Origin of the sequence: Paenibacillus sp. (assembly GCF_035645195.1) — a bacterium.
Classification (GTDB): domain Bacteria; phylum Bacillota; class Bacilli; order Paenibacillales; family YIM-B00363; genus Paenibacillus_AE.
In genome coordinates, this window is record NZ_DASQNA010000007.1 from 132,739 (window position 1) to 153,808 (window position 21,070).

The 21,070-nt window shown below is 58.3% G+C and carries 14 protein-coding genes; 1 reads left to right on the plus strand and 13 read right to left on the minus strand.

What is annotated here, in order from left to right; all coding sequences use genetic code 11:
* Nucleotides 1–12: 12 nt before the first annotated feature.
* From VE009_RS01725 to VE009_RS01755, 7 genes are all read right to left on the minus strand, one after another.
* Nucleotides 13–885 carry a carbohydrate ABC transporter permease gene (locus VE009_RS01725; RefSeq protein WP_325005660.1) on the minus strand — a complete coding sequence of 291 codons (873 nt, stop codon included), beginning with the start codon at nucleotides 883–885 and terminating at the stop codon, nucleotides 13–15.
* Between the two features lie 37 nt (nucleotides 886–922).
* Complete coding sequence (locus tag VE009_RS01730; RefSeq protein ID WP_414694762.1) at nucleotides 923–1,807, minus strand: ABC transporter permease; 885 nt, start codon at nucleotides 1,805–1,807, stop codon at nucleotides 923–925.
* A 100-nt stretch (nucleotides 1,808–1,907) separates the two neighbouring features.
* Nucleotides 1,908–3,530 (minus strand): extracellular solute-binding protein, encoded by a 1,623-nt coding sequence (locus tag VE009_RS01735; RefSeq protein WP_325005662.1) that lies wholly within the window; start codon nucleotides 3,528–3,530, stop codon nucleotides 1,908–1,910.
* A 213-nt stretch (nucleotides 3,531–3,743) separates the two neighbouring features.
* Nucleotides 3,744–6,002 carry a helix-turn-helix domain-containing protein gene (locus tag VE009_RS01740; RefSeq protein ID WP_325005663.1) on the minus strand — a complete coding sequence of 753 codons (2,259 nt, stop codon included), beginning with the start codon at nucleotides 6,000–6,002 and terminating at the stop codon, nucleotides 3,744–3,746.
* Between the two features lie 225 nt (nucleotides 6,003–6,227).
* Complete coding sequence (locus VE009_RS01745; RefSeq protein WP_325005664.1) at nucleotides 6,228–6,851, minus strand: carbohydrate-binding family 9-like protein; 624 nt, start codon at nucleotides 6,849–6,851, stop codon at nucleotides 6,228–6,230.
* A gap of 20 nt (nucleotides 6,852–6,871) precedes the next feature.
* Nucleotides 6,872–7,888, minus strand: a complete 1,017-nt coding sequence (locus VE009_RS01750) for a Gfo/Idh/MocA family oxidoreductase (RefSeq protein WP_325005665.1) — start codon at nucleotides 7,886–7,888, stop codon at nucleotides 6,872–6,874.
* 4 nt (nucleotides 7,889–7,892) lie between these two features.
* On the minus strand, nucleotides 7,893–8,735 hold the full coding sequence (locus VE009_RS01755) for a sugar phosphate isomerase/epimerase family protein (RefSeq protein WP_325005666.1): 843 nt from the start codon (nucleotides 8,733–8,735) through the stop codon (nucleotides 7,893–7,895).
* A 128-nt stretch (nucleotides 8,736–8,863) separates the two neighbouring features.
* Here VE009_RS01755 and VE009_RS01760 point away from each other — a divergent pair, with 128 nt between their 5' ends.
* A complete protein-coding gene (locus VE009_RS01760; protein WP_325005667.1) occupies nucleotides 8,864–9,760 on the plus strand; it encodes an AraC family transcriptional regulator in 897 nt (298 codons plus the stop codon).
* 54 nt (nucleotides 9,761–9,814) lie between these two features.
* Here the strand turns inward: VE009_RS01760 and VE009_RS01765 are convergent, their stop codons facing one another.
* Genes VE009_RS01765 through VE009_RS01790 form a run of 6 tightly spaced genes read right to left on the minus strand, consistent with a single transcriptional unit; the run spans nucleotide 9,815 to nucleotide 21,009 of the window.
* Complete coding sequence (locus tag VE009_RS01765) at nucleotides 9,815–10,975, minus strand: glycoside hydrolase family 88 protein (protein ID WP_325005668.1); 1,161 nt, start codon at nucleotides 10,973–10,975, stop codon at nucleotides 9,815–9,817.
* A 16-nt stretch (nucleotides 10,976–10,991) separates the two neighbouring features.
* A complete protein-coding gene (locus tag VE009_RS01770) occupies nucleotides 10,992–12,281 on the minus strand; it encodes a Gfo/Idh/MocA family oxidoreductase (protein ID WP_325005669.1) in 1,290 nt (429 codons plus the stop codon).
* Nucleotides 12,278–13,942, minus strand: a complete 1,665-nt coding sequence (locus VE009_RS01775) for a DUF4091 domain-containing protein (protein WP_325005670.1) — start codon at nucleotides 13,940–13,942, stop codon at nucleotides 12,278–12,280. The genes VE009_RS01770 and VE009_RS01775 overlap by 4 nt, the downstream gene beginning before the upstream one ends.
* 11 nt (nucleotides 13,943–13,953) lie before the next feature.
* Nucleotides 13,954–19,122 (minus strand): polysaccharide lyase family 8 super-sandwich domain-containing protein, encoded by a 5,169-nt coding sequence (locus VE009_RS01780; protein ID WP_325005671.1) that lies wholly within the window; start codon nucleotides 19,120–19,122, stop codon nucleotides 13,954–13,956.
* A gap of 27 nt (nucleotides 19,123–19,149) precedes the next feature.
* Complete coding sequence (locus VE009_RS01785) at nucleotides 19,150–20,028, minus strand: carbohydrate ABC transporter permease (protein ID WP_325005672.1); 879 nt, start codon at nucleotides 20,026–20,028, stop codon at nucleotides 19,150–19,152.
* Nucleotides 20,029–20,046: 18 nt separating this feature from the next.
* Complete coding sequence (locus tag VE009_RS01790) at nucleotides 20,047–21,009, minus strand: ABC transporter permease (protein WP_414694757.1); 963 nt, start codon at nucleotides 21,007–21,009, stop codon at nucleotides 20,047–20,049.
* Between the last annotated feature and the right edge of the window lie 61 nt (nucleotides 21,010–21,070).

Below are 21,070 nucleotides of genomic sequence, written 5' to 3' on the forward strand. Positions count from 1 at the left end.
GTTCGCTCCCCCTTATCCTTTCACGGCGCCGATCATGACGCCGTTCACGAAGTAGCGCTGCAGCCAAGGATAGACGATCAAGATCGGCACCGTCGCGAAAATGACGCTCGCCGCCTTCAGGCTTTCCGGAACGAGCGTCGCCATCTGCGCGCCCTCCATCTGCAGCAGGTCCGTAATCATGTTGTTTTGAATCAGCTGATACAGCTTCAGCTGCAGCGGATACAGCTCCGGGCTGTTAATATACATCAGCGTATCCGTGAAGCCGTTCCAGCGGCCCACCGCGTAGAACAGGCTGAGCGTCGCGACGACGGGCAGCGACAGCGGGAACACGATGCCGACGAGCGTCCGGAAATGGCTGCTGCCGTCGATCTCCGCCGACTCCAGCAAGCTTTCCGGAATGTTGTTGAAGAACGAAATAATGATGATGAGATAGAACGGGTTGACGAGGCCGGGCAGCACGAGCGCCCAAATCGTGTCGAGCAGGTTCAAGTTCCGAACCAAAATGTATTCCGGAATGATGCCGCCGCTGAAAAACATCGTAATCAGGACGATCACCATGAATACGTTCCGGCCGCGGAGCTGCTTCTTGGACAACGCGAAGCCCATCGCGATCGTCATCAGCATGCACAGCAATGTGAACAAACCGGTCAACAAGGCCGTAAACCCGAGCGAACGAATCATCGAGACGTCGGAAAACACCTTCGCATATGCCTCCGTGTTGAACTCCACGGGCAGCAGGCTCACTTGGCCGGATAAAATCGGCCCCGCCGAGCTGAAGGAGATCGCCGCTATATGAAGAAACGGAGCCAGACATAGCAGCGTAAAGACAAGCAGGACGATAAAATTGACGGTGTCGAACACACGATTAGCCGTTTGCTCTTTCATTGCGTCCGCTCCTTTCCTTAATAATCGAATTCGGTCGTTACATAATGCTCTCGTCCGTCAGCTTCTTGGACGCGTAGTTGGCCCCGAGCACGAACACAAGCCCGACGACCGCCTGGAACAAGCCGACGACCGTCGCCAGCGTATACTGGCCCGATTCCAACCCGATTCGGTACACGAACGTGCTGAGCACCTCGGAATATTCGCGGACGGCCAAATTGCCGATCACGTACGGCCGCTCGAAGCCGATCGAAATCATATGGCCCAAATTGATGATGAGCAGCACGATAATCGTCGGTTTGAGGCCCGGAAGCGTAATATGCCATATGCGCTTCAATCGTCCCGCGCCGTCGATGGACGCGGCTTCGAACAGCTCCTTGTTGATGCCGGTCAGCGCGGCTAAATAAATGATCGTCCCCCATCCGGCGCTCTGCCAGACGCCCACGAGCAAGTAAGTGACCAACCAGGCGTTCTTCTCGGTGAGAAACGGAATCGCCTCGAACCCTGCCGACGTAATCAGGTTGTTGATCATGCCGGATTGCGTGCCGAACACTTGATACACGATGCCGCCGATAATGACCCACGAAATAAAATGCGGAACGTACAAAATCGTCTGCGACAGCTTCTTGAACCAGACGAACTTCATTTCGTACAGCAAAATGGCGAGAATGAGCGGCGCCGGGAACGAGACGAGCAGATCGAGGAAGTTCAGCATCAGCGTATTGCGCAGCGCCAGGTAAAAATCGCGCATGCCGAACACTTCGCGGAACGCGTCGAACCCGATCCATTCGCTCCCGCCGATGCCTTGAAAGAAGTTGAAATCTTTGAACGCGATCTGAATCCCGTACATCGGGCCGTATTTGAAAATAATGAAATATGTCAGAGGCAAAATCAGCAGCGCGTACAGCTGCCAATATCTGCGCATGTAGACGCTCCAACTCACAGCGGTCCCCTCCTTCTTGGCGTTAAGGCGCTAGGCGCCGAGACGGGGTCTCCCCCGTCCCGGCCCGCAAGCCTCAACGTCTTTACTTGGACTGCATCTCTTTGTAAACCGCCGTCCGTTCGTCCAAAATCGCCTGGCCGCCGCTCGCCATATAGTCCTTCATCATCGTCTCGTAGACGGATTCGAACTGCTCCGGCTTCGCCATCGTCGTCTTGACGATCATTTCGTTGAACTTGTCTTGCAGCGTCGTGCCGTATTTCGTCTGCGCTTCGATCGGACGGTCGAGCAGCACCGGCGGAATGACGTCCGTATTGGCGATTTGCTGCGCCGCTTCGACCTCCGCCTTGAACTGCCTCGGCATTTGCATCGCGCGCGCCTTCAAATTTTGCTCCATGCTGCCGAACTGCTTGCCGTTCGAAACAATGACCATGTCGCCGACGTTATACAGTCGATTCAGCGCTTCCTCGGTCGGATTTTCCACCACGACCGGAAGGCCGTCCTCGAGCACGTAGTTTTCGCCCTCGACGCCGTTTTGCAGCTTGAACAAGTTGTCCTGCGTCGCCATCCAGTCCAAATATTTCACGGCCTCGGCCGCGCGCTTGCTCGACTTCGGAATCATAATGTACATGCCGTTCGGCGCGTACATCGGCTTCGGGTGCTTGCCTTCCGAATCGGAATACGCATCGACGGGCAGCAGTACGGCGCCCGGAACGTTTTTCTGGAGCGTCGCGTAGGAACCGTTTTCATAGAAAGGATTGATGTCGTCCTCGCTGTAGAAGCCGACCTTGCCCGACGAGACGTCTTCGCCCAGCTTCTTCTTGTCTTTGTCGAGCGCGAAATCTTTGCTCATAAGCCCTTCGTTGTACAGTTTGTTCATAAACTGCAGCGCGTCCTTGAAGCCCGGCAGCAGCACCGGATAATCGTTCGCGCCGAGTTGCTGCGTCAGCGTATACCGCTCTTCTTCCGTCACCGGCTTGATGAAGGACCAGATCAGCGGCTCGTATTGGGCGGACGCGATCGTCATGCCGAGCGGAATGACTTGGCCGCCCGTTTGGCCAGGATCCTGCTCTTTGAACGCCTTCAATGCGTTGTACAGCTCTTCCGTCGTGTCCGGGACTTCCATATTCAGCTGATCCAGCCAATCTTTCCGGATGAAAGACGCGTATTTGCCGACGATCGAACGTTTCGCGGGAATCGCGTACTGCGTCCCTTCGTACCGCCCGTACTTCAGCACGTCCTCGCCGAGGAACGATTTCAAATTCGGACCGTACTGATCAGACAGCGGCCCGACGTCCGTCAGCCCTCCCTGCTTCGCGTATCGATTGAATACGTTCGGATCGTACGTGAACACGATATCCGGCACGTCGCTGCCGCTCGCCATCAAGACGTTCAGCTTCTCGACCTCTTCAGAGCGCGGTACGGGCACGTATTCCACATCGATGTTGTTCGGATCCCCGAAATGCTCCTGAATATAATTCGTTAAATAGTTGTCCGTGATCGTCATGCCGGCCGGCGAGTTGCCTCTATCGAACACTTCGACCTTGAGCGTGACGCGTTCCGCCGCGGCCGGCGCTTTCGCCCCGCCCGTCGTCGTTTCCGGCGCCGCGTTCGAGCATGCCCCGAGCACCAAGGTACAGGTCAGCGCGACCGCCGCCGTCGTCCGCTTCTTCGCCTGAGCGCCTCGTTTCGTTTGGTTGCCGTTCATCTTCGTTCCAACCCCTTTTATCGAAATGATGGTATCCTGCAGGCCGCTACCAGGAGAACGCTTTCAGTCTGAGCGAAAACAGCCCGTTTCGGATTGACCAAAGTATGGCACGGGATCCGAACGGGCTGCAATAAACCAGTTTCCGACGCATAAACCGGTCGAGCAATTTCCATTACCTGGGTAATAAAACCGAAATCGCATGCTAAACCGTTTTCAAATCGGCCCGGAAATCCGGGCTGTTCCCGGCTTCATCTTCAGCTTTCGGAAGTCGCCCGGCGTGACGCCGACGATCCGTTTGAAGACGCGCCCGAACGTAATCGAATTCGCATACCCGACGCGGAGGGCGATGTTTTGCACGGATTCCTCCGTCTCGGCGAGCAGCTGCTCCGCGCGCTCCATGCGCAGCTGCACGAGGAAGTCGACGAATTTCAGATTGAACTCTTCCTTGAACAAGTAGCTCGCGTATTTCCCCGAAATGTGGAACCGGTCGCTCAGATGCTTCAAGGACAGATCGGGATTGTCGAAATGCTCCTCGATATACGAGCGCATTTCGTTGATCATCGCGCGATGGTTTTTCGTCTCGCTGTGCGCGACGTACGTCCGGTAGATGTCCGTCAGCCGCTCCGACCACCGCGCCTTCACGTCCTCCAGCGTCGCCAGCTCGTCGAGCTCGCGCGACATCGCTTCCGCCTCGGGTCCCCGGAAATGCGCGGCCAGCTCCTCCGACAGCTCCGACAGCTCGGCGTTTAGCATGTCCATGAGCGTCTGCAGCACCGTTCGAATTTCTTCGTCTTTCAATCGATCCGTCTCCATCCGCTCGAACAGCGCCTCCAGCTGCGCGCGCCAATCGCCCGCGATGAGCCGGAACTCCTTCACGAGCTCGGAGACGTGCTGCATATAGGCATACCACTTCCGGCTGCCTTCCTCCGGCACATCCTCGCTCATAATGACCGCCGCGCGGCCGAGCGACATTTTGTGCCGGAGCCCGTCGACCGCCGCCTTGTACGACCGCCCGACGCCGTCCCATCCGCTTTCGATCTGTCCGATGCCGAACAGCAGGGAGAGCCGCAAATATTCCGATACCCACGCGCGCCCTTTGTCCGCGAACCGGCGGATCGTCTCTCGGGCTTCCCCCGCATCTCCGCGGAGGCCGACGATCATGCCCATCCGGTTTTCCGCGATCCATTCCGCCCAACCGTACATGCCGTCCGCTTGAGCCAGCTCCTGCAGCACGTTCGTCAGCGCGAATTTCAGCGTATGCTGATCCCTATCGGAGAACGCGCTGCGGAAATTGCGGTATTGCTTGATCTCGACGACGATGAACGCCAGCATGTCCGGACCGCCCCCCTCGGGCAGCTGCGCCAGCGTCCGGAACCGCTCCTCCGGAATGTCGAGCCCGTTGCCATGCATCACATCGTGGAACAGCTGCCGCCGGCTGACGAGCCAATTTTCGCGCTGCTGCTTTTCGAACTCCGCCGTTTGTTGGATCAAGTTCTCGAGCGCGCTGTCGATCACGGACAGCTCGTCCATTTTCTGGCCGAACTCGTCCTCCCGCAGCCGAATCGACTCGATCCGGTTCATCATAATGCGAATCGGCTTGTAGTTTTTCCTCGTGATATAGATGATGTAAAAAATGGCGAAGCCGACCGTCAGCAGGCCGACGACGACCCAAGTGTACGAAATGACCGACACCCACACGAACAGTTGACCGGCGGCAAGGCCGCTCTCGAATTGCCAGCCGAGCAGCTCCGATTTCATTCGGTTCAGCACCCGGCCGTTCTCCGCCTCTTCCTGCGACGAGCGCGTGCTGAACAGCAGCCGCCCCTCTTCGTCGCGCACGTCCACGAACGAGACGTCGCCGTCGTTCATCGACTCGATCATGCGCTGGATCGCGTACATGTCGACGCTGATGACGATGAGGCCGTCCGTTCCGAAGGGCAGCGGTTCCCGTTTGTACATGGAAATGACCCGCTTCTCCGAATCGATCCGAAACTCGCGGAACGGCCGAATCGGCGACCACGACTGGTTATCCGGCTGCCGCAGCGCCTGCTCGATGAACGCCCGGTCGGCGAACGCCTCCCAAGGCACGAGACCGCTCGGCGTCAACACCTGCTTGTCCGCGTGGCGATACAAGTAGATCGAAGCGATCAAGCCGTCGCTCGCCGTCAGCCGGCGCATGCTGTCGGCCACGTCGTACATGATTTGGCTGTCCGCCTCCGCCCGCGCCGGATCCATGAACTCGCGGTATCGGTCGTTCTTCTGGACTTCTTCCAGCACGTCCAGCTCGATGTTCCGCAGCGAACGGGAGAGCCGGTCGATCATGTAACCGGTCGTCATCCGGTCCGCCTTCACGGTTTCTTTATACGAGAGATCGTTCACGATGGCCAAGGATAGAAAAATAAGAATTGTAATCGTAAACATAAAAATCGGGAAATAGGATAACAGCATCCGTCGATACCAATTTTGCTTCATGACGATCCTCCCCTTCCGCGCACGACGCACGTCCATCCATCGGCTGCGAGAAAGCGCTTTACCTATTCATTCTACGAAAGGTTGCACGCGGAAGCAATGAAATGGGGTCATGGAAATAACTCCTACAGCAAGCCGTAAGAGTCCCGTCGAGTTCGATCGCCGCGTAAACGCCAAGTCAACAAAAAAGCTAAAACCCCTGGAAAGATAGGGAATTTTAGCTTTTTCTCAATCGATATAGACTCGCTTATCCGCAATGAAAACGAGTTCTCCGAACCGCGCCGGCATATGAAAATTCACCTTGCCTGTGGGAGACCATGCCGAATAGTGCCTTCTTCCGGACGGATCGTCGTCGATCCGGTACAAATTCCAGCGCCACACCGTGCCGAGCTGCGGCCGCTCGGCGAACGCCTCGAAAGGAATGGAGATGAAATACGTCCTTCGGTTTTCGTTTGCGAACACCTGCGTCTCCATCGCTTCCGCGTTCCATTCTTTGTCGATCTGCAAGCCCCCGGCTTCGTCGCGATGAATGATCGCGTCGAATACGATATTCCTCGGACTGACTTCGAATTCCAAATAACGCCTTCCTTCGCCTGTCTCGTCGATAAAGATCTCTACTACGTCTTCCTCGTACAGCGGATCGTCGCGGCTTGTCATCGAGGCCGCCACGTAATCGTCTTCGCAATCGAAGCGGATGTGCAGCGCCTTGGAATCCCAGTAAGCCCGAACCGCGGTTTCGAGCCGCGGCGCTTCTCCCGTGACCGTATCCTGGAGGTGCATGAGCTCCAGCCCGTCCCACCGATCTTCAGCGGAGGACGACCCGCCTTCGACGAAGCGACATTCATATCGCATCGTTTCGCCCGCCGGCCTTTCTATCGCACCGGCGTCCACGCGCCGCCGCCGTCGGCGGATTCGACTTCGGCCTCGATGATCGCGATGGTTTCCATCGTGCTCTCCGGCGTCGCGGCGCTGACCGGCGTGCCGTTCGCGACGGCCTCCACAAAGTATTTCAGCTGAAAATAATAGCCGAGCTCCGGGGACAGCTCCGGGACATAGCCGGATGCGTCGCTCGGGTTGACGGTCAGTACGCCGTCCTTAAAGACGAGATTGCCTCTCTCGCAGTTGACGCGGAACGACATTTCGAAACCGAAGTCGCCCTGCAGCGTCCAGTCGGCCTGCGCGTTGATTACCTTGCCGTCCGGGTACCGATAGTGTGTCGAGACGATATCGTAGCCGCTGCCGGGCACCACGTTCAACGCCTGGCAGGAAACCGCTTCGGGTTTACCGAACAGCCAGTTCACGACGTCCGCGTCGTGCACATGCATATCGATCAGCGCCCCGCCGCTTTTCTCCTTCTGCGTCAGCCAGGCGGCCCATGTCGGCGTGCTTCCGCCCCGGAAAAATACGGCGGCCTTCACCTTGCCGTAGGTTTCGTTCGCTACCGCTTCCTTCAGGTAGACATAGGCCGGCCAGAAGCGCAGACATTGACCGACCATCAGCAGCTTTCCCGCTTCCTCGGCGGCCTTCGTCATGTCTGCGCACTCTCCGACGCTTAAAGCCATCGGTTTCTCGCACAAGACGTGAACGCCGCTTCGGAGGCATTGTACCGTCACGTCCCGGTGAAGGAACGTCGGAAGCGTAATGTCGACCGCATCCAGCCGCTCGCTCGCCAGCATCTCGGCAGCATCGGTATATTTCGCATATCCGCTCAAATCCAGGTCGGATGACGACGTCTCGATATTCCCGCCGGCTCCCCTTCCCGCAAGCTTCGCCGGATCGGCGTCGCAGACGGCGACGACTTCGACGGGCAGCCCTTCCTTCCGGAGCCGCTCATACGTTTCAAGATGGGTTCTTCCCATAAAGCCTAGTCCGATCAATCCGATTCTCATGCCGTTACCCCCTCCCCAGAATGGCATCCATGGCCGTAGAAGTGTTCTTTACGATCGTCGCGGCATGATGCGTATACGGCGGGATCATTTCGGCCGTGACGTAGCTGTCGTAGCCGATCTCTCGAAGCGCGCGCATCACTTCGGGATAATCGACATCGCCGGCGAGCAGGTCGACGAAGCCGTGAAGACCGCCGGCATTTCGTCTGTAATCCTTGAAGTGCACTTTCTTGATGCGCTTGCCGAGGATACGGATCCACTGCTCCGGATAGCCGGAGAACAAGACGTTGCCCACATCGAAATAGCTGCCTACGTAAGGCGAATCGACCGCATCGATGAACTGGCGCATTTCGAGCGGTGACAGTAAAAATTTGTTCCACACATTCTCGACGCCGATCGCGACCCCGAACTCCTCGGCTGTTCCGGCGAGCGAGGCCATGGCTTCCAAGGCACGGTCGTACGCCTGATCGTACGCGACGACGCCTGCATCCGGAATAAAATCGACTCCCACCGCCCCGGGCACGACTAAAATCGTATCGACGCCTAGCGCCGCCGCAAGCTCAAGCTGCCGCTTCACGATAGATTTCGCTTTCTCCCGGGTCCGGGGGTCATCGCTTGTCAGCGAATACGACCAATATAAGCCGCTCGCCAGGCTGGACAGCTCGATCCCCGCTTCCTCCGCCGTTCGCCGGATCGAACGGATCTCATCGTCCGTGCAGTCGAGGCTCAGCTCCCCGTCCTCGTTCATAGCGAGCTCGATCCCGTCGAACCCGGCTTCGGCGGCCGAACGGATGCAGTCGGCGACTTTCATGCCGCCCGGAAACGACCAAATATTGATGCCCTTCTTCATATTGCCCCCACCTCGCCTTGCAAGATGGTTTCATTATAAGAGACGATTGCAGCGTTGCATTTATACAAACAGCCGGATTTTTTATACAATGGAAGAGCAACGACAGTGCCATCGAAAGGAAGTCGCCCATGAAATTCCCGAGGACCATGCTGGAGCAAGTCATAACGGTCGGCGGCCTGATCTCATTCCATTACTTCGAATATGCCAAGGGATTTGTTTTCGAAGGCGAAGAGCACGACTTCTGGGAGTTTCTGTACGTGGATAAAGGAGAAGTGGAAGTCAGAGCCGACGATCGCTTGCTGGACATGAAGCAGGGCGAAATCATTTTTCATAAGCCCCACGAGTTCCATACGGTCCGCGTACGGGAGCATCATACGCCGCCGAATCTGATCGTCATTTCGTTCGAATGCGCTTCGCCGGCGATGTCGGCCTTCGCAGAGCGCCGATTTGCGCTCGACGGCCGGGAACGAAATCTGTTGTCGCTCCTCATGCAGGAGGGCTTCCAAGCCTTCGAGCCGCCCTGGGGCGACCCGTCGTACCACCGCCTCGAGCGCCGCGCCGATGCGCCGTTCGGCTCCGAGCAGCTGGTGAACGCTTATTTGGAAATTTTGCTGATTTCATTAGCGAGAAGAGCGTCCGCGCCCGCCGCCGACGGTGTTAAAATATCGCATGTGCGTAAAGAAAAATCCGACGAGCAGCACGCGGAGCAAATTATCGAATACATGCGCTCCCACCTGTCGGACCCTCTGTCGCTGGACGACCTCGGACGAGCCCTGCACCTCGGAAAGAGCCGGCTGAAGGAAATTATGCATGCCCATACCGGCATGGGCGTAATGGAGTATTTTAAGAGCCTGCGCATCGAACAGGCCAAAACGATGATCCGGGAAAGCCAGTGCACGTATACCGAGATCGCCGAGAAGCTTGGATATTCCGGCATTCATTATTTCTCCAGGGATTTCCGCAAAAAGACCGGCATGTCGCCGTCCGAATACGCCAAAACCGTGCAGGCGCGAATGCGTCTGTAAAGGAAAAGGAACCCTATCCCCCGAACAGCAGGATAGGGTTCCTTCCATTTTCGCTTACGTCCGCTCCCGGTTTCGTTCATACCAATAACCGGGCAGCCCCTTTTCCATTCGCAGCAGCGCCTCGAGATAATAGTAGTCGCCCCAGATGATATAATCGTCGGGACCGGCATCGCCCCTGACGTAATAGGAGCCGTGCTTCAGGATCCCTTCCGCCTCCGGTTCGTCTTTCGTCGAATAGTTCTCATACAGCGATTGCATGGAACGATGAACGGCATCCGCAAAATAGGCGTAATCCGCTCCGTCCCGCTCCAGATGCTCCATGAGCTCCAGCAGCCCGCATGCCGTAATGGCCGAGGCGGAGCTGTCCCGGTAGGTGCCCTCCGCCTGCTCGACGTCGAAGTCCCAGTAGACGACATGGTCCTCGGGCATCCGTTCGATGAAATATCGGGCAAGCCGCTTCGACGTTTCCAGGTACAGCGGATTTTCCGTATACCGGTAGCATAGGGCGAAACCGTAGATGCCCCAAGCCTGCCCGCGCGTCCAGGTGGAGCCGTCGTGAAAGCCTTGATGCGTGCCGCCTCGGATCGGCTGGCCGTCTTCCTGATCGAAGTAAAAGGTGTGATACGAGGAATCGTCGCCGCGCACCAGATATCGGCGGCTCAAATCCGCGTGCTTGACGGCGATTTCCTTATATTTCGGATCACCGGTCTGCTCCGACGCCCAGAACAGCAGGGGCAGATTCATCAAGCAGTCGATAATGATCCGCCCTCCGTTCTTGGCGTCCCCTTCCGGTCCCCATGCCTGGATGTACTGCCCTTTCGGCCGCCACCGCGTCAGCAGCTTGTCGGCCGCGTCCAAGGTCAGTCTGCGCGCCTCCTCGTTGCGCTCGACGATCCAGCCCGCCAAAGCCGACGGGCAGTAGAGGAAGCCGATGTCATGATGCTCGAGACTGACATTCTCGTCGAGCCGCCGGCGGAAGTCGGCGATTTGCCGGTACGCCGCCTCGCGAAAATAAGCATCTCCCGTATATTCATAGCTGAGCCAGACCATGCCGGTGTAGAAGCCTTCGATCCAGTCTGTATTGCCATGCCAGACATAGTGGTTTTCCGGGCTGCCGCCTTTTTTAATATGCGGGAAGAGCTCCCCCCGGCGCTGCAGATTGTTCCTTGTTTTCGAAATGACGTCCTCGATCGCCTGAACGCGGTTCATGCTCATGCTCCTTTCCCGCCTGTTATAGTTTGAGCTCCTCCAGCCGTCTCCCCTTGCGGGATCGTTCGGCGGCGAATGCGATCGCGTGACCGTAGACGGACTCCTCAAGCGCTGTATAGGAAAGAGAGGGCTCGCCTCCCTGCAGCACCTGCACGAAATCTTCCACGAGCCGCAAATCTCCCCCGCCGTGGCTGTCGTCCGTCACGCTGATATCCGTTCGGGCCGACGTATACCCCGCCTTCACGGATGTGTCGGGCTTGCGGATCTCAAAATAGCCGTCCTCCAGATTGCCCTGGATATCCCCCTTCGTTCCGACGATATGCAAGGTTCGGTACGATTTGGCGGCGCCGCCGACCATATTGTGGGTAGCCGTACAGCCGTTCTCGAACTCCATGATGACGGATTGCCGGTCCACCACGTCGTTGCCGCTGTGCCACACGCACCGGCCGTACGGGCTCTCGTCCCGAAGCAGGCGGTACATCTCCTCCTCCGAACGCCGCAATCCTAAGTCGAAGTTGCCCCACACATGAAAATTCCACGTATCCCGTTCGATGTACTGCTTTCTTGCGGAGTAGGGACAAGAGTCCTCGATCCGGCAGTCGGCCAAGCAGCGCATTCCCGCGCCTTCCGGCGCGCGCTCGGGCCTGAAATGGACCAGCGCACCGAAGCTCCCTACCCGGACAGGCTTCACGCCGTTCATCAGCCAGGCGATAATGTCCAGGTCGTGGCAGCATTTCTGCAGCAGCATCGGGGACCCGCATTGCTCCTCGCTGCTCCACTTGCCCCTGACGAAGGAAACCGCCATATGGTGATAACTGACATGCTCCGCCGTCTGGATGTTGACGATGTCCCCGATTTCGCCGGAAGCGATTGCCCTGCGGATCGCCGCATAGAACGGCGCGTACCGCAGCACATGGCAGATCATGACGACCCGCTTCGTCCGCTGCGCCGCCTCCCGGAGCCGGTCGATCTCCTCCATATGGATGCCCATCGGCTTCTCAAGCAGCACATGATAGCCTGCATCAAGGAGCGGCAGCGTCGTCTCCACATGCAGCCGGTCCATCGTCCCGTTAATCGCCGCATCGGCAAGCTTCGGGCCCGCCGTCAGCGCATGGACCGAGTCGAAGCACTGCGATTCCGGAATGCCGTGGAGCGAAGCGGCCAGACGCCTCCGCGCCGCGTCCGGCTCCGCTACGCCGACGATTCTCAGCCGGTCCGGGTGCTTCAGGGCGTAAGACGCATAGATCATGGCACGCTGCCCCGCGCCTACAATGACAGCTGATACAGGCTGATTGGCATTCGTATGGTTCATTGCTCGCTCCCGTATGCTTTGATCAGACGATTGATTTGCTCCCGCTTCGCAAGCAGCCACTCCGCATCGCGCGGGTAGCTCCTGAACGTAATCGGCGAGTCCAACTCCCCTTCGATCACTTCCACCACCCGGTCTTTGCCAATATAGCTCTCAAGAAGCTGCAGCGCCCGCAGATCCTGAAGCGCATCGCGAAAGACGGCCAGCCGCAGCGATTCGATCGGACCTTCCGGACCGGGATACACGACGAACGCGTCGCCGGAAGGGAAAGCCAAGTCGCAATCGGTCACCCGGAAGGGGTCGACCGGCCGTTTGGAATATTGGCTGTACCAGAAATTGAAACCCCAATGAAGGAAGCCCGCAATTCCGTATTTGTACAGCTGAAAGCCGATGATCCGGTTCCGGACGGAAGGGTGGGCGAAGAAGCGGTTGGACACCTCGATATGCTGCGAGTTGCAGTAATAAGCCCATAACCCTGGCACCTTCCGCTCCAGAAAGGGCTCGATCCGGTCGGTCGCCGGAACCGGCGTCGGGACCAGCCCCTGTTCGTAAAACGCGATATCGGACAGCGCGTCGATCCTCGGAAACTCCTTCACATGCTCATTGAGGATTTCGGCCGCAGCCGCATAGTCCTCTAGATGCTCGGCATGCGGTTCGTCCGACACATGGAAGAAGCAGTGCTTCTCTATGCCGTGCCGCTTGATGAAGGCCGCAAGCTCCGGCAGGAACTGGGCCAGGAAGCTGCGATACTCGGTACCGGCCGCGTCCGTTTCCCAGCCGAACAGCCGCTTCGGCTGTCCATTCGCGAGACCGATAATTTTCGGCGCATGCTTCGCCCCCCATTGGGTGAACAGGTGAGAAAACTCGAAATACTCGACGCCTCTCTTTCTGCAAAGCTCCACCCATCGCTGCAGCCGTTCGAATCCGAACGAGTAGCCGCCGTCCGTTACAAATACGTCCACAAGCTGTACCGTCGGGCGCTCTCCGCCGACTTGCGTATCGAGGGGAGGCGTGAAGAGCGGTGTCAAGATCATGTTGACCCCGTTCTTTACGGCCGCCTCGACGAACTTATCCATCAGCAGCCAATGCCTCTCGCTGAATACGTCCACCTGATAATAGGTGGCGATGCAGTCGGCATGGAACCACTCCGTGTGGATCAACGACTGAGCGGGAAGAAGCTGCGGGATGACTTCCAGCGAGAACGTTTCCTCGCCGAGCGGCTCGCCCCGCTCCGTCTCGAACGCGACGCGGATTGTCCGCTTCCCTGCCGGCGAATCCTCGCGAAGCTCGACGTCGATCCATAAGGCATGCCATTGTCCGCCTACTGCCGTTACATCCTCCTGCTCCTCCAGCGGATAGAGCGGATCCGGATACAGACCCGGCGCAGTGCGCAGGACATATCCGTCATGATGGTCCCTAACCGGATAATGCGAAGGAACAAGCCCGACACGGCGGACGGTCACGGCGTCGTTACACTCCGAATCGACGGCGACGTTAATGTTCCTTATCCGTTCCCTTGCGCGGTACGCCGCCTGGAAGGAGAACGTTTCGTTCTGCAGCGCCGATGCCTCTCGGTAAGGCGGCGCTTGAAGCTCCTCATCGGCAAACACCTTCGCGAGGGAGCTAATGAGTCTCGTTTCGAATCTGATTCCGCCGCTCGTCATACTCATTCTCCTTAGCTAAGCGCATCGATCAACCGGATCAGCAGTTCGGCATGCGCTTGGGTAATCATTTTGCCTTGCTGTGCTTGAACCTCATGAATGAAAGGAGCGTACATCCTCTTCTCAAGCTTCTCGAGCAGCGACTTGGCGACTCCGTTGCCGCCCGGACCCTCGACCCATTCATGAATCAGCCTTGCAACGCCTTCCGGCGTAACCCGAACCGTATAGCCGGCTGATGCCAAGACCGCATTCCCCGCCGCATCGGTCGCATGCGCGGTAACCGTATACGTGCCGGGAGCAAGCAGGTAAGCCAGAGTATCGACGAGCGGCCCTCCGCCGCAATCGCTGTACGTTACGCCGGTAACGGTATCCGAAGCGGTGCAGGTGACCGTAATCCGTTCGTTCGCGTCATATTCCCCTGCACCATCGAACAGGATCTCCGGAGCGGTCTTGTCGACCAAGAAAGTACCCGCATATACGGCTGTCTCTTCGTCCCCGAACGCGTCCCTGGCCGTTACGGCAATATGCGCATGCTCGCCCTCCGGCAGCTCCGACCCGCTCCAGCTCAGCTCCACATTCGGCTGTTCGGGCTCCGTCCGCGGCGGGGCTCCCAGCACTACGGTTTTCTTCGTTCCGCCGGCCGACGCCGCGACCGTCATCGGATCGCCGTCGGGGTCCCAAGCTTTGGCGTAGATCGTAAAGACGTAATCCGCATTCCCCGTCTGCGCGGCGTTCCCGTCGTCCAGCACGGAAATACGCGTTCCGTTGGCAGAGTCGGAATCCTCCGTCTCCAGAAAGCCCGCGGGATACACTCGCAGATTGTCCAGATAGAACGTCCCCGAGCCTCCGGTGGCGGTCGATGCCGCAAATCCCGCCAAATGGGAAACCGAATAGCGGAAGCCCTGATCGCTCACTTTCAGCTCGCCGTTGACATATAAAGAGAAGCGATTGCTGTCCGGGTCCGCGATGATTTTGAACCTGTACCATGTCCCCTCGCTGTACGGCTGAATGACGGTGTCGCCGCCCGATGCGTTTTTATAGACGAATACATGCTGACGATTCAGGTACGACGACATGATCGTAATCCCGTTGGTGCCGGCCCCGTCCTTGAGGTTCCAGGAGTGGTATGTCCCGTAAGCGGGAAGCATGACATCGAACTTCGCGACGACGGACTGGCGCTGGGTGAAGAACGTCTTCGTCGCGACGGAAGCCCGGCTGGTGCTGTCTTCGAATCTCAAGCTTTTATCCGTCCCGCTCGGCGTATCGCTGATCGCGATCGGGCCGCCGCGTGCATCCAGGACGTAGCCGGTTGGGGATGCGCCGGTCGGCTCCGCATCGTAATCGTCATCGATCAGAAATTCGAACGGATACACCTTGACGTTGTCCGTGTAAGCGATGCCGGTCTCTCCGGCCGCAGACGAAACCCGGAGCCGGGACGTTGCGCTTACAGGGTGCTGCAGCGCTAGTTCTGCCGCCTTTCTGCCGTTAAGGAAAAGCATGTAGCGCTTCTTGGGGACGTCCACCATGAGTTTCGCCTTATACCATACATCGGGATAAAGGCTCGCCACGACTTGGCGGGTACCGTCCGGTCCCAGCGCGACCAACTCCGACCCCGACGCCTCAAGGGCCGCCGCCGATCCGCCCGCTTCGTCCAGAAGGCTCCAAGTGAAGCCCCGCGACTCATCCGGCAGCATCAAATCGAACTCCAGCGCCGTCCGGACGGCGGAAATAAACGACTTCTCCGCGGAAACGGCGGCATCCGGGCTGTCATCCTGAAGTCTCAAGCTGCCTCCTGACCTTCCCGGAGACTCCGCGATGGCGGCCGATCCGCCGCCCGAGGCTACCGTATACCCGCGCGGCGCCGTCCCGGGCGGCTCTTGATCGAAGGCATCCTCGATCCAGACGGTAAACGGATACACTTCGATGTCGTCCAAATAATGCGTGCCCGTGCCCGTTGCCCCCGTCGACGCGGCGAATGCGTTCAGGGTAGATACGGCTTTCCGGAACGGGACGCCGCTCGCCCTGACGATACCGTCGACGTAGATATTAGCCCGATCCGACACCGGATCGGCGAGAACGGCAACCGTGTACCACGTTCCCGGCGTATAAGGCTGAAGCACCGTGTCTCCGCCCGCCGCGTTCTTAAAAATCAGATTGCGGCCGCTCGTCATGATCGTAACCGCATTCACCGTGCCGTCTCCCTGCAAGTTCCAGGAGTGATAGCTGCTTGCCGACGGCAGCATGAGCTTGAACTGCAGGCGGACCGGCTCCGACTGATCGCCGATCGCCTTCGAAGCGACCGCCGCTAAACTGCTTGATGTATCGGCCATTTCTAAACTTCGGTCGGACGCATCCGGAATGCCTGCAACCGCGATCCGGCCTCCCGCGAGATCCAGCGTATACCCCGCCGGCGCCTCGCCTACGGGCGCGTCGTCGAAATCGTCCCGGATCAGATAGGCGTTGACGTCGAGCGTCGCGGCGCTGACGGTCTCGCTCATTCCCGACCGCAAGCCGGCCGTGTCCAATGCCGACACGGCATAACGGTACACCGTATTCGGCGCCAAGCCCTCGTCCACAAAATAAGGGGAGTACGCGACGCCGACTTTGGCGCCGTTTCTGTACACCTCGTAACCCGCTACACTATGGTTGTCGCTGGAAGGAGCCCAGCTCAGCCGGATTGCGCTCTTCGATACCGGCGTCGCGGACAGCTGCGAAGGCGCGCTCGGCGGTTCGCTGTCGCCGTCCGGACTCGTTAAGGCGAGCTTGATCCGGAAGGAGCTTCCTTTCGCGCCGGCCGCGTCGACCGCCAGCTTGACCGTGGGGCGCAGCTGGAGGACCCGGATTCGGGAATCCTGCGAGACGACGCCTTCGGCCGCCTCATGAATTTCAACCGAAAGCGGCTCCGTTCGGGACTGGGTCGGATCGGAAACCGTGACCTCCAGCGTATCCGCCATCCTTCTCGTCATGACGGAAGCCTTGGAAGCGCTGGATATCCACGGCGTTCCGTCGATTGCGGCGGTCGCGGTCTTATCCGTCCAGAAGTTAGCGGCTGCGATGCCCCTGTCCGTCTCCTGAACGGCCTGAACCTCCGCCGTATTGGCGAGCACCCGGATATGGGACTGCTCTGCATACCGCGCCGTCTCCTCGGCCGACTTGTTCGGGAGCAGCACATATTCGTAAGCGGCTCCGGAAGGCTTGGTCCCGTGATCGAACCACAGCTTCTGGTAGGTGCGCGTAATCGGCACCGTTTCGGCCGGTCCCTGAATCGCGCCCCAAGTTCCGGTTCTCACCTCTCTGCTGCCTATCACCGTGCCGCCGGCGGGAAAATAGTAGCCGATGTCCGAGCCTGCTTCAGAACCTGCCAGATGGGCCCAGCTCACGTTCATGTAGGACTGCTCCGCACCGTCCGCATCCGTTGGCTGCTGCTGGCCGTTCACCGTGAGCAAGGCGGTGCCCGCATCGTCGATTCTCCGATTCTCCACAATCGTCTCCACCGGGTAATCGCTCGCGGACGTAATGCCCGCGCCGAGCGCGACGATTTCGTCGTCGAACATGAACCATGATTTGTACCCGGTCAAGCTCGTGCCGTACGGTTGAAACTGCATACCGGCGGCGCCGAACTCTCCGTCCGATACGCCGCCGACCCAGCTGTACGGCGTCTTGGTGCTCTGACCCGCGCCGTCTGCGAGCGGCTGTGCGTCCGCCGTGATCCCGGATAGCCGGTACGGATCCACAGTCGGCCAATAGTCCTCGTCATAGTGGCCGAGATCGCCGTTATACAAATATGTCGCGCCGTCTCCGGTCCGCCAGCCGTGCAGATTGTTCCCGTTAATCGATTCGTAGCGGAATACGCGGGATGACGACATGCTGATCCCGAACGCGAAGTCCGGTCGGCGGTGGACGACGCGGTCGGACTGGGTATAGATCTTATTCATGACCATGTCGCCGTAAGGCTCGATCGCCGGATCCTCGATGAGCTTCTTCGCATTCGCCGAATAAAAGATCGGAGCGTTCACGAGAAAATCGCGGAACGTATCTCCGGTCACCCAAGATTTGATCATGCCGGCGAACGCCGCCGCATCGTCGGGCGGCGCGAACATCATCGTCGTCAGCACGCCCTGAATGACTCGGTGCCCGGCCACATGGCTTTGGACGCCCGCGTTCGAAATCAATCGCCCGCGAAACATGTCCATCTGCCCGCCCTTATACAGAGTAGGGGCAAAGCTGTCGTACACCCACTGAAACACGTTCGCCGACCGCGGGTCGGTCACTTCCCAGGGGGAACCGCTCAGCAGATAGACTGCGTTCGCGATCAGCTGAAAGAAGGTCGTGCCGTAGTTCCCGATGTACGGATGGGGCCCGTGCTGAAGGAAGGACCCGTCCTCATGCATGCCGTCCGCCTCCGGAACGGTCGTATAGGCGAATACGTTGTTGAGCCCGTTCGTCGACGTCTCGGTACCGGTAGCGTCGCTAAGCGCATCCCGCGCAAGAGCGATCTCGGAGCCGTCCTTCACAATGATGCCCCGGAGCATATAAACCCAGGCCTTCTCGACGCGGTTCGCTCCGGTGGCGACCACGCCCCGGGTCAGATTCGGATCGGGCGAGAACGCTTTGACCGCTCTCATGTAGCTGCCGATCTGTTCGGATGACAGCTCATCATAGAGCAAAATAACGGTATCCATTAGATTTTGAGGCCCTGACATCTCCCAGTGGTACCAGTTGCCGTACCGGACCGTATGCTCGTTGTAGCGGTTGGCATAATTCCAGTCCAAAGCGTCGATGACGGCCGAGAGCAGCGAATCGTTCCCGTACAGCCCGCTTCCCGGCGTCTTATAAGCTAGCGCCATCGAGCGGAGGCGGTCGTAAGCGACGACATTGTTGCCCGATAACGTCGTGCCGGTCAAATCAAGCCATAGGCAATCGCACGCGATACGCGCGTCGCCTGTCTGCAGCGAATCCCAGGCGGCTTCCGCTTTCTCCTCGATCAGGCGGATTTGCCCGGCCTGGTCCGGATCTGCCGTATCGGCCAGGGTGCCGCCGGTCAACACGTCAAACCATTTGCCGCGAAGCGAATCGAATGCATCCGCCGTCTCCTCGGCCGAAGCCGCAGCCGGCATCAAGCTCGACAGCAGCAGTGCGGCGCAAAGGATGAAGCTCAGCCGCCGGGTCCGTCTTTCCTTCATGATCCAACACCCCATTACTGGAAATTGTCAGCCTTTAATAGCCCCGATCATGACGCCCTTAACGAAATACTTCTGCAGAAACGGATACAGGCACAGAATCGGTACGGTCGCCACGATGATGGTTGCATATTTGATGCTTTCGCCGATCGGCATCCGGTCCCCGCCCGCAGCGCCCGTCAGCATCGAATCGGTGCTGTTCGTAATGAGAATCTCCCTTAAAATCAATTGAAGCGGATACAACTCCCGGTCGCGCAAGTAAATAAGCGCATGAAACCATCCGTTCCAATGCGCTACGCCGTAGAACAGGATCATGACGGCGACGACCGGCATGGATAGCGGAAGGATAATCCGGAACAGAACGGTAAAATCGCCCGCGCCGTCCAGCTTGGCGGATTCCTCCAGGCTAACCGGCACGGCTTGAAACGCGGTCCGCATAATGATCAAGTTGAACGCGCTCATCGCGCTCGGAATGATCATCGCCCACCGGGTATCGAGCATCCCGATGCTTTCCACGAGCAGGTACGTCGGAATGAGTCCGCCATTGAAGAACATCGTGAACACGATGAGAAACATGACCGGGTTTTTCCACATCACGTTCTGCCTGGACAAGGCGTACGCCCCAAGCGAAGTCATCAGGATATTGAGCGCGGTTCCCGCGACGACATACAGAATCGTGTTTACATACCCGCTCATGATGGAAGGATTCTCGAAGACAAGTCTGTATGCCTCCAGCGTAAAGCCTTCTGGGAACCAAATGAGGCCTCGGGTCTGCACCACCCATGAGGGATCGCTGACGGAAGCGATCAGGATATACCAGAACGGATATAATGTGATACTCGACAGCGCGAGCATAAAGACGACGTTGAACGAATCAAACAGCTGTTCTCCCCAAGTCCGATGATTCATGGATCGCGAAACCCTCCTCTACCACAGCTTTGTTTCGCTTGTGCGGCGGCTCAAGGCGTTGGCCATTATGAGCAGAATGAAGTTGATGACGGAGTTAAACAAGCCTACAGCCGCGCTGTAGCTGAAATTGGATTCCAGTATCCCTTTGCGGTATACGAACGTGCCGATGACGTCGGCGGTTTCGTAGGTGCTGCTGTTGTACAGAAGCAAAATTTTGTCCGTCCCGACCGCCATGAAATTCCCGATCTGCAGGATCAACAAGATGATAACCGTCGAGGCGATACCGGGCAGCGTGATATGGATCGTCTGCTTCCACCGGCTTGCGCCGTCCACCTTCGCCGCTTCGTACAAGGACGGGTCGATCCCGGATATCGCGGACAGGTAGATGATCGAGCCCCAGCCGACGCTTTGCCAGATGCCGGACGAAATAAAGATCGTGCGGAACCAGCCGCTTTCCTGCAAAAATGCGATCGGCTCCACCCCGAACCAGCCGAGCACGTTGTTGATCAGCCCGTCGCGGGCGAGAAAATCGACCATCATGCCTGCGATTACTACAATGGATATAAAATGAGGCATATAAGTGATCGTCTGCACGGTCCGCTTGAATACGGCGCTGCGGAGCTCGTTCAGGAGCAGAGCGAGAACGATCGAGGCCGGGAACGCAAAGAGCAGTTCGTATAAGCTGAGCAGAAGCGTGTTGCGCAAAATCCGCCAGAAATAATAGCTGTCGAAGAAGTCCTGGAAATGCCTGAAGCCGACCCACGGACTCTCCCATGTCCCGAGCCCCGGCGAGAAGTCCTTGAACGCGATCTGCAATCCATACATGGGCATGTAATAAAAGACTAAATAATAGGCGACTACCGGAAGCAGCATGAGATACACATATTTGTTCGCGGCCAGGTCGCGCAAAGCTCTGTATTTAAAGCTATTCTTATCGACCTTGGGGGTTCCCTCGGCCTGTTTTGGGATTACGATGGACACGGGTTAGCCCTCCTGCCTGTCTGATTCCGCGGAGCATGCCGGTCGCAGCGGGAGCGGAAGA

Coding starts and splice junctions, on each gene's coding strand:
- VE009_RS01770 (WP_325005669.1), bottom strand. CDS start 12,281: ATGAACCATACGAATGCCAATCAGCCTGTATCAGCTGTCATTGTAGGC.
- VE009_RS01730 (WP_414694762.1), bottom strand. CDS start 1,807: ATGCGCAGATATTGGCAGCTGTACGCGCTGCTGATTTTGCCTCTGACA.
- VE009_RS01765 (WP_325005668.1), bottom strand. CDS start 10,975: ATGAGCATGAACCGCGTTCAGGCGATCGAGGACGTCATTTCGAAAACA.
- VE009_RS01740 (WP_325005663.1), bottom strand. CDS start 6,002: ATGAAGCAAAATTGGTATCGACGGATGCTGTTATCCTATTTCCCGATT.
- VE009_RS01760 (WP_325005667.1), top strand. CDS start 8,864: ATGAAATTCCCGAGGACCATGCTGGAGCAAGTCATAACGGTCGGCGGC.
- VE009_RS01735 (WP_325005662.1), bottom strand. CDS start 3,530: ATGAACGGCAACCAAACGAAACGAGGCGCTCAGGCGAAGAAGCGGACG.
- VE009_RS01725 (WP_325005660.1), bottom strand. CDS start 885: ATGAAAGAGCAAACGGCTAATCGTGTGTTCGACACCGTCAATTTTATC.
- VE009_RS01755 (WP_325005666.1), bottom strand. CDS start 8,735: ATGAAGAAGGGCATCAATATTTGGTCGTTTCCGGGCGGCATGAAAGTC.
- VE009_RS01745 (WP_325005664.1), bottom strand. CDS start 6,851: ATGCGATATGAATGTCGCTTCGTCGAAGGCGGGTCGTCCTCCGCTGAA.
- VE009_RS01785 (WP_325005672.1), bottom strand. CDS start 20,028: ATGAATCATCGGACTTGGGGAGAACAGCTGTTTGATTCGTTCAACGTC.
- VE009_RS01750 (WP_325005665.1), bottom strand. CDS start 7,888: ATGAGAATCGGATTGATCGGACTAGGCTTTATGGGAAGAACCCATCTT.
- VE009_RS01780 (WP_325005671.1), bottom strand. CDS start 19,122: ATGAAGGAAAGACGGACCCGGCGGCTGAGCTTCATCCTTTGCGCCGCA.
- VE009_RS01775 (WP_325005670.1), bottom strand. CDS start 13,942: ATGACGAGCGGCGGAATCAGATTCGAAACGAGACTCATTAGCTCCCTC.